Origin of the sequence: Amycolatopsis sp. cmx-4-61, from assembly GCF_046548775.1 — a bacterium.
Lineage (GTDB): Bacteria > Actinomycetota > Actinomycetes > Mycobacteriales > Pseudonocardiaceae > Amycolatopsis.
The window spans coordinates 98,118-111,428 of record NZ_JAEBEI010000005.1 but is presented as its reverse complement, the minus strand read 5'-3'; the positions used below and the strand labels follow the sequence as shown (position 1 = coordinate 111,428).

General features: G+C 72.7%; 16 protein-coding genes. 7 read left to right on the top strand and 9 right to left on the bottom strand.

What is annotated here, in order from left to right; translation table 11 throughout:
* The first annotated feature begins 7 nt into the window (after positions 1-7).
* From ACLJOU_RS17460 to ACLJOU_RS17450, 3 genes are all read left to right on the top strand, one after another.
* Complete coding sequence (locus ACLJOU_RS17460) at positions 8-946, top strand: ROK family protein (RefSeq protein ID WP_410568958.1); 939 nt, start codon at positions 8-10, stop codon at positions 944-946.
* Positions 947-1,104: 158 nt separating this feature from the next.
* Positions 1,105-1,431 (top strand): hypothetical protein, encoded by a 327-nt coding sequence (locus ACLJOU_RS17455; RefSeq protein WP_410568550.1) that lies wholly within the window; start codon positions 1,105-1,107, stop codon positions 1,429-1,431.
* 12 nt (positions 1,432-1,443) lie between these two features.
* The gene (locus ACLJOU_RS17450) at positions 1,444-2,286 is read left to right on the top strand and encodes an NUDIX domain-containing protein (RefSeq protein WP_410568548.1); all 843 of its coding nucleotides are present in this window, start codon (positions 1,444-1,446) and stop codon (positions 2,284-2,286) included.
* Here ACLJOU_RS17450 and ACLJOU_RS17445 read toward each other — a convergent pair.
* From ACLJOU_RS17445 to ACLJOU_RS17435, 3 genes are read right to left on the bottom strand one after another with little or no spacing between them, the layout of a single operon-like run.
* Entirely contained in the window at positions 2,283-3,422 is a 1,140-nt protein-coding gene (locus ACLJOU_RS17445; protein WP_410568546.1) for a glutamate--cysteine ligase, read from the bottom strand. The two genes, ACLJOU_RS17450 and ACLJOU_RS17445, sit on opposite strands and share 4 nt — an antisense overlap.
* A gap of 10 nt (positions 3,423-3,432) precedes the next feature.
* Positions 3,433-3,948, bottom strand: a complete 516-nt coding sequence (locus ACLJOU_RS17440) for a hypothetical protein (protein ID WP_410568544.1) — start codon at positions 3,946-3,948, stop codon at positions 3,433-3,435.
* Positions 3,945-4,712 (bottom strand): alpha/beta hydrolase, encoded by a 768-nt coding sequence (locus ACLJOU_RS17435; RefSeq protein WP_410568542.1) that lies wholly within the window; start codon positions 4,710-4,712, stop codon positions 3,945-3,947. The genes ACLJOU_RS17440 and ACLJOU_RS17435 overlap by 4 nt, the downstream gene beginning before the upstream one ends.
* 213 nt (positions 4,713-4,925) lie before the next feature.
* Between ACLJOU_RS17435 and ACLJOU_RS17430 the strand changes: the two genes are divergently transcribed.
* Positions 4,926-5,687, top strand: a complete 762-nt coding sequence (locus tag ACLJOU_RS17430; protein ID WP_410568540.1) for a lysophospholipid acyltransferase family protein — start codon at positions 4,926-4,928, stop codon at positions 5,685-5,687.
* 20 nt (positions 5,688-5,707) lie between these two features.
* On the top strand, positions 5,708-6,196 hold the full coding sequence (locus tag ACLJOU_RS17425; RefSeq protein WP_410568538.1) for a polyadenylate-specific 3'-exoribonuclease AS: 489 nt from the start codon (positions 5,708-5,710) through the stop codon (positions 6,194-6,196).
* A 262-nt stretch (positions 6,197-6,458) separates the two neighbouring features.
* Here the strand turns inward: ACLJOU_RS17425 and ACLJOU_RS17420 are convergent, their stop codons facing one another.
* Entirely contained in the window at positions 6,459-7,541 is a 1,083-nt protein-coding gene (locus tag ACLJOU_RS17420; protein ID WP_410568536.1) for a 3-deoxy-7-phosphoheptulonate synthase, read from the bottom strand.
* A gap of 283 nt (positions 7,542-7,824) precedes the next feature.
* Between ACLJOU_RS17420 and ACLJOU_RS17415 the strand changes: the two genes are divergently transcribed.
* Entirely contained in the window at positions 7,825-8,850 is a 1,026-nt protein-coding gene (locus ACLJOU_RS17415) for a 6-phosphofructokinase (RefSeq protein ID WP_410568534.1), read from the top strand.
* 53 nt (positions 8,851-8,903) lie between these two features.
* Here ACLJOU_RS17415 and ACLJOU_RS17410 read toward each other — a convergent pair whose 3' ends face one another.
* The 4 genes from ACLJOU_RS17410 to ACLJOU_RS17395 all read right to left on the bottom strand — a co-directional run bounded on the left by ACLJOU_RS17410 (position 8,904) and on the right by ACLJOU_RS17395 (position 12,360).
* Positions 8,904-9,776: a CU044_5270 family protein gene (locus ACLJOU_RS17410; protein WP_410568532.1), complete on the bottom strand. Its 873-nt coding sequence runs from the start codon at positions 9,774-9,776 to the stop codon at positions 8,904-8,906.
* Positions 9,769-10,344 (bottom strand): RNA polymerase sigma factor, encoded by a 576-nt coding sequence (locus tag ACLJOU_RS17405; RefSeq protein ID WP_410568530.1) that lies wholly within the window; start codon positions 10,342-10,344, stop codon positions 9,769-9,771. The genes ACLJOU_RS17410 and ACLJOU_RS17405 overlap by 8 nt, the downstream gene beginning before the upstream one ends.
* A 65-nt stretch (positions 10,345-10,409) precedes the next feature.
* Positions 10,410-11,846, bottom strand: coding sequence for an aromatic amino acid ammonia-lyase (locus tag ACLJOU_RS17400; protein WP_410568528.1), 1,437 nt, complete (start codon positions 11,844-11,846; stop codon positions 10,410-10,412).
* 37 nt (positions 11,847-11,883) lie between these two features.
* Positions 11,884-12,360 carry a group II truncated hemoglobin gene (locus ACLJOU_RS17395; RefSeq protein WP_410568526.1) on the bottom strand — a complete coding sequence of 159 codons (477 nt, stop codon included), beginning with the start codon at positions 12,358-12,360 and terminating at the stop codon, positions 11,884-11,886.
* A gap of 68 nt (positions 12,361-12,428) precedes the next feature.
* Between ACLJOU_RS17395 and ACLJOU_RS17390 the strand changes: the two genes are divergently transcribed.
* Entirely contained in the window at positions 12,429-12,761 is a 333-nt protein-coding gene (locus ACLJOU_RS17390) for a winged helix-turn-helix transcriptional regulator (RefSeq protein ID WP_410568524.1), read from the top strand.
* Positions 12,762-12,863: 102 nt separating this feature from the next.
* On the opposite strand, the gene ACLJOU_RS17385 is transcribed toward ACLJOU_RS17390, so the two are convergent.
* Positions 12,864-13,172, bottom strand: a complete 309-nt coding sequence (locus ACLJOU_RS17385; RefSeq protein ID WP_410568957.1) for an ArsR/SmtB family transcription factor — start codon at positions 13,170-13,172, stop codon at positions 12,864-12,866.
* Positions 13,173-13,311 lie beyond the last annotated feature (139 nt).

Here is a 13,311-nt window from a genome sequence, read left to right as displayed (position 1 = left end):
GATAGGGGTGGACGTCGGCGGGACGAGCATCCGGGCCGGCGTGGTGGACGAACGCGGCTCCCTGCTCGACACGGCCAGGGTCGCGACACCGACCGAGGAGGGCGCCCTCGAGGACGCCATCGCCGGTGTGGTCGAGGACCTGCGCAACCGGCACGACGTGGCCGGGGTCGGGCTGGCGGTGGCGGGGTTCGTGGCGCGCGACCGCCGGTCGGTGATGTTCGCCCCGCACCTGGCGTGGCGCGGCGCCCCGGTCGCCGACCGGATCGAAAAGCGCGTCGGCCTGCCGGTACTGCTGGAGCACGACGTCAATTCGGCGATCGTGGGCGAGCACCGCTTCGGCGCGGCCCGCGGCGCCCAGGTGGCGGCCCTGGTGGCCCTGGGCACGGGCATCGGCGCGGGGTTGCTGCTGGAGGGCAAGCTGTATCGCGGCGCGTACGGCGTGGCGCCCGAGCTGGGCCACCTGACGGTGGTCCGCGGCGGGCGGCCCTGCCCGTGCGGCAAGTACGGCTGCTGGGAGCGCTACTGCAGCGGAACGGCCTTGGCGGCCACGGCGGTGGAGCTGCTGGCCCGCCATCCGGGCCGCTCGACGGTGCTGGCGCCCCAGGTGGCGGGCGACCCGGGATCGGTGACGGGCCGCCGCGTGGCGGGCGCGGCCCGCGACGGCGACCCGATCGCCCAGCTGGCGATGGCGGAGCTGGCCAAGTGGCTCGGCGAGGGCCTGGCCCTGGTGGCGGACGTGTTCGACCCGGAGATCATCGTGATCGGCGGCGGCGTGTCCGAGTCGGCGCCGCTGTTCCTGGACGAGGCCCGCGAGCACTACGCGGGCGCGATCACGGGAGCCCGCCACCGCCCGTTGGCGCGGATCCGCACGGCCCACCTGGGCGACGACACGGCGATCGTGGGCGCGGCGGCCTTGGCGCTGGAAGCGGCGAAGACCCCGGTCTGACCCCGGTGGATGGTGCGCGCCGCCGCCGGTTCCGCGCGCGCGGAACTGTCGGTTGCTCCCGGTAGCGTGGAAAACGGGGGCTGCTCAGCCCGGCCACCGGCTTCCGGGCATGACACTTCCCCCGATCGGGTACCCCCGATCCGGGGAAGGGAGCGGGGATGCCGACGGACGTGTGGATCGGATCAGGGGGCGCGGTCCTGGCCGTCGCCGCACTCTTCGTCCAGCACAAGGCGAGCCGGAAGTGGGCGAAGACGACCGCCGCCGCCTTCGCCGGGGTGGGCTGGGTCCTCGCGGCGCACCTGCTCACGTGGCTGGTGCCCGGCGTGATCGTGGCCTGGCTCGTGATCGGCGGCAGCACCCTCGGCATCTTCCTCACCGCGCTGATCGGCGGCCGAAGCGGCCGGAGCCGCCCGAGCAGCCGTGCGGAACAGCCCGATCCGCAGCCGACCGCCCGCGACGACCGGCGGTCCGTGTCCGACCTGTGACAGGCTGGAGGGGTGAGTGCCCCGTCCGCGAGCGTCTTCGTCAGGTGCTCCTGCGGGCACCTGCACTGGGGCCGCTACGGCGCCGCCGGCCTGTTGCTCGTCGATCCCGCCCGCGGTGTCCTCCTGCAGCGCCGCGCCTGGTGGGTGCACCACGGCCGCACCTGGGCGCTGCCCGGCGGCGCCATCGAGGCCGGCGAGACAGCCAGGGGCGCCGCGGCCCGCGAAGCCTTCGAGGAGGCCTCCGTCCGCGCCGAGGCCTTCCGCCCGGTCTCGGCCTCCGTGGTGGACCACGGGAACTGGAGCTACACGACCGTCCTGGCCCTCGCCGACGGCGCCGAAGCGCGCGTCGCCAACACCGAAAGTGCGGAGGTGCGCTGGGTGGATCCCGACGACGTCCCCGGTTACCCCCTGCACCGCGACTTCGCCGCCGCCTGGCCGGACCTGCGCGGCCGCGTCGGGCAGGAGCTCGTCCTGGTCGTCGACGCCGCCAACGTCGTCGGCTCGCGCCCGGACGGCTGGTGGCGCGACCGGCACGGCGCCGCCGAGCGCCTCCGCGACCAGCTCGCCAAGCTCGCCGAAGCCGGTGTGCCGGATCCGGCCGACCCCACGGTGACCTGGTGGCCCCGGATCATCCTGGTCGTCGAGGGCAAGGCGAAGCACGTCACCGGAACAGCGGGCGTGGAGGTCGTCGCCGCGGACACCGACGGCGACTCGAAGATCGTCGAAGTCGTCGCGCAGCAGCACGCCGAGGTCCTGGTCGCGACGGCCGACCGGGAGCTCAAGCGGCGCGTCGAGGCCCTCGGCGCGTCGATCCTCGGCCCCGGCACCCTCCGCACGCAGCTGGACGCGCTCTAGTCCTTTGCGATCCCGTCGCGCATCTCCGCCACCAGCGACGCGACGACGGCCTTGAGGCTGCCCTTGTGCCGTTCCGCGACCGCCCGCTGCCGCCGGTAGCTCGGCCCGTACCGCAGGATCGTCTCGACGTCCCGCAGCTCCGCGACGCAGTCCAGGCGCCGCGCCACCGGCTCGAGCCGGTCCAGCAGGTCGGCCACGTCGTCGGTGACCAGCCGCTCGCGCCCGGCCGCGTCCAGGATGACGATCGCGTCCGTGCCGTAGCGCGCCGCGCGCCACTTGTTCTCCTGGACGTGCCACGGCGGCAGCGTCGGGAGGATTTCGCCGTCGTCCAGGCGTTCGCTGAAGTCGTCCACCAGGCACTGCGTCAGCGCCGCGATCGCGCCGACCTCCTCCAGCGTCGGCAGGCCGTCGCAGACGCGCATCTCGATCGTGCCGAGCTTCGGCGACGGCCGGATGTCCCAGCGGATCTCCGAGAAGCTGTCGATCACGCCGGTGGTGAACATGTCCTCGACGTAGCTCTCCAGTTCCGCCCACTTCCGGAACTGGAACGGCAGCCCGGCCGTCGGCAGCTGCTGGAACATCAGCGCCCGGTTCGACGCGTACCCGGTGTCCTCCGCGCCCCAGTACGGCGAAGACGCCGACAGCGCCTGCAGGTGCGGGGCGTAGTTCAGCAGGGCGTCGAGGATCGGCAGCACCTTCTCGCGGTGGTCGATCCCGACGTGGATGTGGACGCCGTAGATCAGCATCTGCCGCCCCCACCACTGGGTCCGGTCGATCAGCTTGGCGTACCGCTCCTTGTCGGTGACCTTCTGCTGGTACCAGTTCGAGAACGGGTGCGTCCCCGCCGAGAACATCTCGACGCCGAGCGGGTCGGCCACGCCGTGCACGACGTCGAGCGACTCGTTCAGGTCAGCCTTGACCTCGGCGATCGTGTCGCAGACGCCGGTGATGATCTCGATCGTGTTGAGCAGCAGCTCCTGCTTGATCTTCGGGTGCTCGGCCGCCCCGTCGGGCCGGACGGCCTCGAGGATCTGCTCGGCCGCCGACGACAGCTCGCCGCTGCGCCGGTCCACGAGGCCGAGCTCCCATTCCGCGCCGACGGTCGATCGCCGCGAAGGACTGAACTCGATGGACATCGCGGCGGGATCAGACCTGGGCGCCGTTGCTGGGGTCCGCACCGGGCGGCGGGCCCTGCCGCACGCGGAGCAGCAGCAGCGCGATCGCGGTCGCGAGCGCGAGGATGCCCAGCGGCGTCGCCACCGTCGGGCCGACGCCGATCGCGCCGGGCAGGATCAGCAGGAACAGCCCGGCCAGGAACAGCAGCAGGATGAGGAACGCCCCCATCCGCGGCCGGGGCAGCGGCGGCGGCTCCGGCGGGACGTAGTGCTCGTCGTCGCCCGCCGGGTCGTCGGAGAACATCGTGGTGTCCCACGACGTGCCCCCGGACCGCCAGCCGGGTTCCGGCGGCGCCTCCACGGCCGGCGGCTCGGCGGGCCGCTCGGGCGTGCGGCGCGACTCCGGCTCCGCGCCGGCCGTGCCGGTGGTGTCCGCGGTGTCCGCAGTGTCTTCTTCGGGGAGCCCGAACCCGCCGGCGCGCAGGTCGGCGACGATCTCGGCGAACGTCGCGTCGACGTCCTCCGGCCCGTCCTTCCCCCGGCTCATGCGGTCTCCTCCGGCTGGGCGGCGTGCGCCTTCGCGAACTCCACGCTGCGCGTGAAGATCACTTCGGCGTCGTTGTCCTGCGTCGCCACGTGGTAGCTGTTCTCCAGCACGACCTCGGTGACGTCGGTGCTCGAGACGCCCCGCAGCACCAGCTGCGAGTTCACCGGCTCGACGACGTGGTCGACCGAGGAGTGCAGCAGCAGCACCGGCTGCGTCACCTTGGCCAGGTCGGCCCGCACGACCGCCCACAGCTTCGCCAGGCTCGCCGCCGCGCGCACCGGCGTCCGCGGGTAGGCCAGCTCCGTCTCGCCCGGCTTCTTGATGTCGTTCGCGATCGCCGGCACCGACGGCACGAGCCGGCCCAGCACCGGCAGCAGCTTGGTGTCCCACTTCAGCCGCGTCACCGACGGGTTGACCAGGACGATCCCGGCGATCCGGTCGCCGAACTCCTCGGCTAGGCGCAGGGTCAGCGTCCCGCCCATCGACAGGCCGCCGACGAAGACGGTCTTGCACGTCGCCAGCAGCGCGAGGAGGGCCTCGCGGACGGCGCCGTACCAGTCTTCCCACGTCGTGCGGTTGAGGTCCGGCCAGCGGGTGCCGTGCCCCGGCAGCAGCGGGCAGCGCACCGTGAACCCGGCCCCGGCCAGGTGGTCACCCCAGGCCCGCAAGCTCGCCGGGGTACCGGTGAACCCGTGGCAGAGCAGGAACCCGGTTTCGGCCGAACCGGTGTGGCCGAACGGTTCCGCGCCGGCGAGCACGCCCATGCGATCGCCTTCCGTGTGAGCGGGGCAGTCCGTCCATGCTCTCACGCCCGGCGGGCGTTGTGGGGGTCCGCCCGGGCCCGGAATTCGCTGTGAGATCGATCGCTGCGGAAGTGGTAACCGGGTGGTCGGCGTTGTGCGGCGGCCGCCGGTGTTCGTAGGCTGTTCGTCTCGGGTGGACAGGGGTTGCGGCTGCGATGGAGGACTGAGGCACCGGTGCTGTACTGGCTCATGAAGTGGGTGTTCCTCGGACCGCTGCTCAAGACGCTCTGGCCGACCAAGGTCGTCGGCGCGGAGAACATCCCCGAGACGGGTGGCGCGATCCTGGCCGGCAACCACCTGGCGGTCGCCGACTCGTTCTTCATGCCGCTGCGCGTCAAGCGCAAGGTGACCTTCCCGGCCAAGTCCGAGTACTTCACCGAGCCCGGCTTCAAGGGCACGCTCAAGAAGTGGTTCTTCACCGGCGTCGGCCAGTTCCCGATCGACCGGTCCGGCGGCAACGCCGCCCAGGCCGCGCTCGACACGGCGATCCGCCTGGTCCGCGAGGGACACCTGCTCGGCATCTACCCGGAGGGCACCCGCTCCCCGGACGGCCGCCTGTACAAGGGCAAGACGGGCGTCGCCCGGATCGCCCTGGAATCCGGCGGCGTGGTGGTCCCGGTGGCGATGGTCGGCACCGACAAGGTCAACCCGATCGGTTCGAAGATGTGGCGGCCGCGGCGCCTCGAGGTCCGCTTCGGCAAGCCCCTGGACTTCTCGCGGTACGAAGGCCTCGCGGGCGACCGGTTCATCGAGCGGTCGATCACGGACGAGATCATGTACGCCCTGATGGAGCTGTCGGGCCAGGAGTACGTGGACATCTACGCGGCGAAGGCGAAGGAACTGCTGGCGGCGGAGGCGGCCGGGGTCAAGCCGGAGGTACCGGCCCAGCCCGGCGCCCGTGACGCGGCCCGGGTGCCGGATTCCAAGGTCGGCTGAGCCACCACTACTGTTCACCAGTGCGTTTTTTCTACGACACCGAGTTCATCGAAGACGGCGTGACGATCGATTTGGTGTCGATCGGGGTGGTGGACGAACGGGGCCGCGAGTTCTACGCGGTCTCGACGGAGTTCGACCCCGCCAAGGCGGGGCCGTGGGTCCGGGACAACGTGCTGGACAAGCTCCCGTCCCCGGCCGATCGCGCGTGGCGGAGCCGGGAGAAGATCCGCACGGACCTGCTGGAGTTCTTCGGCAAGCCGCCGGGCGGAATCGAGCTGTGGGCCTGGTTCGCCGCGTACGACCACGTGGCGCTGGCCCAGCTGTGGGGCCCGATGCCGGCGTTGCCCCGGCAGCTGCCGAGGTTCACGAGGGACTTGCGGCAGCGGTGGGAGGACGCGGGCAAGCCGAAGCTCCCGGCGGCCCCGACCGACCAGCACGACGCCCTCGCGGACGCGAAGCACAACCTGGCCCGCTGGGAAGTCATCGAGGAGTACTTCCGGCGCCGCTGACCCCGGTGCCAAGCGCCCCAAGGCCGCCTTGGGGCGCTTGACGAGACGAACGGCCCGTTCGCGCCGCCTCCGAACCCCGGGAAACCCACGTCACGCCGCAGTGGGGGTACGAACGGCCCGTTCGCGCCGCCTCCGAACCCCGGGAAACCCACGTCACGCCGCGGCGGGGGTACGAACGGCCCGTTCGCGCCCGCCGCAGGCCTGGAACTGTCGGGGGTCCCCGGTAACGTGAAAACCGGGGGACCCCCAGGCCGGGGACCTCTCAGCGGCGCGCCCGCACCGCCGCGGCCAGCTCGTCCAGCAGCGGTGCGGTGTCGTCCCACGCCAGGCACGCGTCCGTGATCGACTGCCCGTACGTCAGCTCCGAAGCGTGCCCCAGCGAAAGCTCCTGCCGGCCACCCGCCAGGAAGCTCTCCATCATCAGCCCGGAAATCCCGCGCTCACCCGCGGCGATCCGGGCCGCCAGCTCCCGGACCACCGCGCCCTGCCGCACGTGGTCCTTGCCGCTGTTGCCGTGCGAAGCGTCGATGATCACCCGCTCCGGCAGCCCCGCCTTCGCCAGCCGTGCCAGCGTGTCGGCGACCGTCGGTGCGTCGTAGTTGGGGCCCGCGTTGTGGCCGCGCAGGATCACGTGGCAGTCCGGGTTGCCCGACGTCGTCAGCAGGGCCGCCAGGCCGTCGGTGTTGATGCCCGGGAACACGTGGCTCGCCGCCGCCGCGCGGGTCGCGTCGATCGCCACCTGGACGTCGCCCTCGGTCGAGTTCTTGATGCCCACCGGCATCGACAGCGCGCTGCACAGCTGGCGGTGGACCTGGCTCGCCGCCGTCCGGGCGCCGATCGAGCCCCACGTGACGATGTCGGCGATGAACTGCGGCGTGATCGGGTCGAGGAACTCACACCCCACCGGCAGGCCGAGCGCCGACACGTCGAGCAGCAGCTTGCGCGCCATCCGCAGGCCCTTGTTGACGGCGAACGTGCCGTCCAGGTCCGGGTCGTTGATCAGGCCCTTCCAGCCCAGGGTCGTGCGCGGCTTCTCGAAGTACACGCGCATCACGACGTGGATGTCCTCGCGCAGTTCCTCGGCCTTCGCGGCCAGGCGGCGGGCGTAGTCGAGGGCGGCCTCGGGGTCGTGGACCGAGCACGGGCCGACCACAACGAGCAGCCGGTCGTCGCGGCCTTCGAGGATGTCGACCGTCTCGGCGCGGCCGTGGCGCACCACCTTGGCGACGGCCGCGTCGGCCGGATGGTCTTCGCGCAGCAGCGCGGGCGAAATGAGCGGACTGATCGACGTGGTGCGCGCGGCGTCGAGGTCACCGATGGCGGCCGGTCCGGCGGAGAGCGTCATGGCGGGGGTGTTCCTTCCTGGTGGACACCGACCCGCGGGGGACTCGCCGAGCCGGTTCGGAAATCCGGCTCGGGGGTGGGAGTCAGCGCAGGTTCACGCCGCCGCGCCCACCCGGGGCCGGCTTCGTAAACCAGAAATAGCGCTGCACGGCGTCAAGGTAGCACAGCGTCACGCGGACCGGATCCGGCAGGTGGTACGGGCTGCACCGATCAAGACGAGAGCCGCTACGCTGGCGGCTGACGAAATGTGACTGTCATCTCCCGAGAACAGACGGAGGCTTCTCATGCGTGTCGGTGTGCTGACCGGCGGCGGCGACTGCCCGGGGCTCAACGCGGTGATCCGCGCGGTGGTGCGCAAGGGCATCGAGGTGCACGGCTGGGACTTCGTGGGCTTCCGCAACGGCTGGAACGGCCCGCTGACCGGCGACAGCCGCCCGCTGGGCCTGAACGACGTCGAGGACATCCTCACCCGCGGCGGCACCATCCTGCGGTCCTCGCGCACCAACCCGTACAAGGTCGACGGCGGCGTCGACAAGATCAAGCAGGTCCTCGCCGAGCAGGGCGTCGACGCGCTGATCGCGATCGGCGGCGAGGACACCCTCGGCGTCGCGAAGCGGCTGACCGACGACGGCGTCGGTGTCGTCGGTGTGCCCAAGACGATCGACAACGACCTGGGCGCGACCGACTACACGTTCGGCTTCGACACCGCGGTCTCCATCGCGACCGAGGCGATCGACCGGCTGCACACCACGGCCGAGTCGCACCACCGCGCGCTCGTCGTCGAGGTCATGGGCCGCCACGCCGGCTGGATCGCGCTGCACTCCGGCCTCGCCGGCGGCGCGAGCGTGATCCTGGTGCCGGAGCGGCACTTCAACGTCGACCAGGTCGTCTCCTGGGTCGAGCGCCGCTTCGAGAAGGAGTTCGCGCCGATCATCGTCGTCGCCGAGGGCGCGCTGCCCGAGGGCGGCGAGGAGAAGCTGCTCACCGGCGAGAAGGACGCCTTCGGGCACGTCCGCCTCGGCGGCATCGGCACCTGGCTGGCCGACGAGATCGCCCACCGCACCGGCAAGGAGTCCCGCGCGGTCGTGCTGGGCCACGTCCAGCGCGGCGGCACCCCGACGGCCTACGACCGCGTCCTGGCGACGCGCTTCGGCCTCAACGCCGTCGACGCGGTCGCGGACGGCGACTTCGGCGTCATGGTCGCCCTCAAGGGCACGGACATCGTCCGCGTGAAGCTGTCCGAGGCGACGGCGGAGCTGAAGACGGTTCCGGTCGAGCGCTACCAGGAAGCCGAAGTCTTCTTCGGCTGAGCCTCTGGCGTCGAAGGGCCGCCCCGGGAGTCCCGGAGCGGCCTTTCGCGCGTTCAGGGCCGCTGGCGCACCGCGTCGACGATGCCCTGGCTCACCACCGTGCCCGTCCCGGAGCCGAGGTAGGCGAAGGTGACCGGGTCGAACAGGAACTCGTCCTGGTTGCCGATCCCGTGCTCGGTGGTGCTGTTCCAGGTGATGCCGAGCACGGGCCGGCCGGTGGCGTCCTTCGCGTCGGTGCGGGCGACCAGGCCGGGCACCTTCGCCACGGCCTCGTAGAGCGCGGCCCGGACCGCCGGGGGCAGGTGGCCCCCGGCCAGCTCCACGACCTCGGTGCCGAGGTCGTGGCGGGTGTCGCCTTCGCCGTAGGTGCTCCGGTGCAGGTAGGCGAGCATGGCGTCGGCGTCGGCGGGCAGGTCCGCGGGGGCGGCGGGGTGCGGCACGCACCGGCTCGTCACCGTCCGGCCGTGACTCTCCTTCTGCACGCGCTTCCCGTTGCGGCAGCCCGCCACCTCGGTTTCGTGGCCGAAGAGGAAGGCCAGCCCGTCGTGGGTGCCGTCCACCGACGCCCACGTCTCGTTCTCCCGGCCGTCCGCGAGCCGCGTCTTCGTGTAGACGAACTGGTCCGGCCGCGGGGTGACGTCCGGCAGGGCGCGGGCCTTCGCGGCCGCGGTGTGCAGGATCCGCACCGCATCGGGCACCGGGGCAGGCCCGACGGCTTCGTCCGCCGGCGCGAGCACGGCGACGACGGCGACGGCCGCGACGGCTGCGGCGAGCCCGGCTGCCGTGACCCCGCCCCAGAGCACCCGCCGCCGGGGACGGGCCGCGGCCGTCGCGGCGAGCAGTTCGGCCCGCTGCCGGGCCAGGTCCTCGCGCGCCGGGAGCCCGGCGGGCCCGGCGAAGTCGCGGAGCAGCTGCATCTCATCCATGGTTGGAGACCTCCTCGGGCACCAGTGCGGCGCGGACCTTCCGGCGGGCCCGGTTCAGGCGCGATCGGACAGTGCCGACCGGGATGTCCAGCGCGACGGCCACTTCCTGGTAGGCGAGCCCTTCCCAGGCGATCAGCAGCAGGACGTCCCGGTCCCCGCGCGCCAGCCCGCCCAGCGCGGCGGCCAGCCGGCCGTTCATCGCCTGCGCCGTCACCCGCTCGGCGACCCGGTCCGCGTGCCCGTCCTGCCCGGCGGGTGGGCCGAGGGTGGCACGCAGCCGGTATTCGCGGGCCTCTTCGCGACGGCGCTGCCCGACGAGGTTGGTCGCGATGCCGTAGAGCCACGGCCGCGCGTTGCGGAACGCCGGGTCGTAGCGGGCGCGGCCGCCGAACGCGATCAGGAACGTCTCGCCCATCAGGTCGTCGGCGACCTGGGCGCCGAGCCGCCGGGCGAGGTAGCGATGGATGTGCGGGGCGTGCCGGTCGAAGACCACCGCGAACCGCTCGGGGTGCGCCAGTGACGCGGTGATGACGTCCGCGTCGTCCCCGGCTTCACCTGGTGAACTCATGTACCGCCCGCCTGTCGTGAGGCCGTTTCCCCCGTTGTTGGCAGGCCGGGCGGATCGGGTTCACGCTAGATGCGCGCCAGCGCTTCCAGCACGCCGGCGGCGGCGGCGATGTCCTCGGTGAGCGGCCGGTCGTCGAGGCTCTCGGCCAGCACCGCCGACGCCGCTTCGAAGGCGTCGCGCACCGGCAGGTCCACCAAATCCGCCTCCCGCATCCGCAGCGCGCGGACCGCGGCGACCAGCTCGCACGCCAGCACCTGCTGGTAGGCCGCACACGCCGCCGTCGCCGCGCGGGCCGCCTGCGTCGAGAAGCTGGCGTGGTCCTCGATGCCGCGGGAGACCACCGCGGTGCCGAGCGTGGCCGGGAGGGCCGCCTGACGCAGCTCCGTCAGCGCGTCGTGCGCCACGTACTCCAGGATCATCACGCCCGAGCTGCCCGGCGGGCCCGCCGCCAGGAACGGCCGCAGGCCGGTGAACTCCGGCTCCACCAGGTCGCCCAGCCGCGCCACCGACGGCTCCGCCACCTGGTGCACGGTCGCGCGGGCCTGGTCCAGCGCCGTCGACACGTAGGCGGTGTGGAAGTGCGCGTGGTGGTAGGCGTCGTTGTGGACCGTCGAGATCATCGGGTTCTCCGTGCTGGCGTTGATCTCGACGGCGAGCACGTCCCGCAGGTAGTGGAGCGCGTCCAGCGCCGGGCCCTGCACCTGCGGAAACGCTCGCAGCCCGAAGGGGTCCTGGAGCCGCCGTCCCGGCTTCGGCGTCTGGTGCATGCCCAGCAGCCGCCGCATCTCGGCCGCGCAGGCCACCTGCCCCGCGTGCGGACGCGCTTCGTGCACCGGCGTCGCGTACGCCTCGGGGTTGCCGTCGAGGGCGACGTACGTCAGCGCCGCGACGGCGTGGCTCGCGCGGGTGAGGGTGTCCAGCCGCATGGCCGCGAGGGTTGCTTCGGCGAGGGTCGCGGCGTTGCTGCTCATGAACGCCAGCGCGTCGCCCGCGCGCACCGGCACCGGCGGCACGTGCCCGGTGAGCCACGGCCGTTCGCCGGTGAGCGCCAGTGCCGCCTCGGCCAGCGGCGCCAGGTCGCCGGTGCCGATGGCGCCGAGCCGGTGCACCAGCGGCCGCGCGCCGGTGCGGACCGCTTCGGCGAGCGCCCCGATCAGCTCGGGGCCGATCCCGGACCGGCCGGCCAGCAGCTGGTTGAGCCGGATCAGCAGCATCGCCCGGACCTGGCCGGGCGGCATCTCGTCCCCGCTGCCGCCCGCGTGGCTGCGCAGCAGCCGCAGGCCGTGCGCCACGGAGCTTTCGACGGGGTCGTCCTTGTTGGCCCCGACGCCGGTGGTCCGGCCGTAGACCACCCGCCGCGTGCTCAGTTCCTCGGCGAGCTTCCACGCGTTTTCCGCCGCTCGCAGCGCGGCGATCGAGACGTCGATGACCAGGGGACCCTCGGTGCGCGCCGCGGCCACGACGTCCGCGCACCGCAGGGTCCGGCCGTCCACCCGGATCAAACGGCAGCCCTCCCTTCCGGCTGCCCTCACTATGCGGCTAGGACGCCGGAGGCTGCCAGGGCGGCATCGGCCAGTCCCAGTGGGGGACCGGCTCGCCCGGGTCCGGATCGGCGCCGGGCGCGGAGAAGATGACGGCCAGGCGGCTGCCCCACTCGAGGTAGCCGGCGAACGCGGCCCGGAACTCGGGGTCGCCGGGCAGGCCGGCTTCGTCGGCGGCGTCGAGCAGCAGGGTCACCCACCGTCGGCGCTGCTCCTCGGTGATGCCGCGCCCGAGGTGGCGCCCGACCATGTGGGCGTGGCCGCCGTGGCTCGCGGAGTACTCGGCCGGCCCGCCGAAGACCTCCCCGAGCCAGACCGCCACGTGCTTCGGGTGGTCCGGGTCCATGCCGCGGAACACCGGTTCGAGCAGCGGGTCTTCGAGGACGTGGCCGTAGAAGATCGTCAGCAGCCTGACGAGCGCTTCGTGGCCACCGGCCCAGTCGTAGAGGGTCGGCGTGGTTTTTGGGACGATCACCGGATCAGGCAACCAGTGGTGCCCCGGTCGGGCAACCACGTACTTTCCGGTGCGTAGGGGGAAAGCGGATGAAGCACTACCACTGCGCGACGGAGCTGGCGGTCGACCTGATCGGCGGCAAGTGGAAGCCGGTGATCCTGGCCCACCTCAAGGAAGGCGCCCACCGCTACGGCGAGCTGCGGCGCCGGATGCCGGGGGTGAGCGAGAAGATGCTGACCCAGCAGCTGCGCGAGCTCGCCGCGGACGGCGTCGTCCGCCGAGAGGAGTTCGAGGGCCGGATCCCGCACGTCGAGTACCACCTGACGAAGGTGGGGGAGGAGCTCCGGCCGGCGCTGACGGCGCTGTACGAGTGGGGCGAGCGCCGCGCGGCCGAGCGCGGCATCACCTTCGAACCGCACTGACCCGAGCGCCCCAATGTGGCCTTCGGTGCGTGTGACGCACCCAAGGCGGCCTTCGGTGCGTCAGACGCAACCAAGGCCGCCTTGGGGCGCTTGGGGCGGGCGTCAGGCGGGGTCGGTGGAGTCCAGGCGGTGTTCCAGGGCGTCCAGGCGGTCGGACCAGAAGCGGCGGTAGGGCGCGAGCCAGGCGTCGACCTCGGCCAGGGGCTCCGGGCGCAGCGCGTAGCAGCGCCGCTGCGCCGCCACCCGGACCGTCACCAGCCCGGCCTCGCGCAGCACGCGCAGGTGCTTGGACACCGCGGGCTGGCTCAGCTCCAGCTGCTCGACCAGCTCGCCGACCGAGCGCTCGCCGTCGCGCAGCAGGTCGAGGATCGTCCGGCGGCGGGGTTCGGCGAGGACGTCGAAAGTCTGCATCACCCCCGAAATGTGCTCCGGCGGGCATATTCCTGTCAAGGAATGTGGACGGACGCTGGTCTGGACCATTGACCTAGTGGTCTAGTCCACTTACGGTGAGTGTGGTCCCCACCACTCCGGCAGCGTTGCCGTGAGTAAT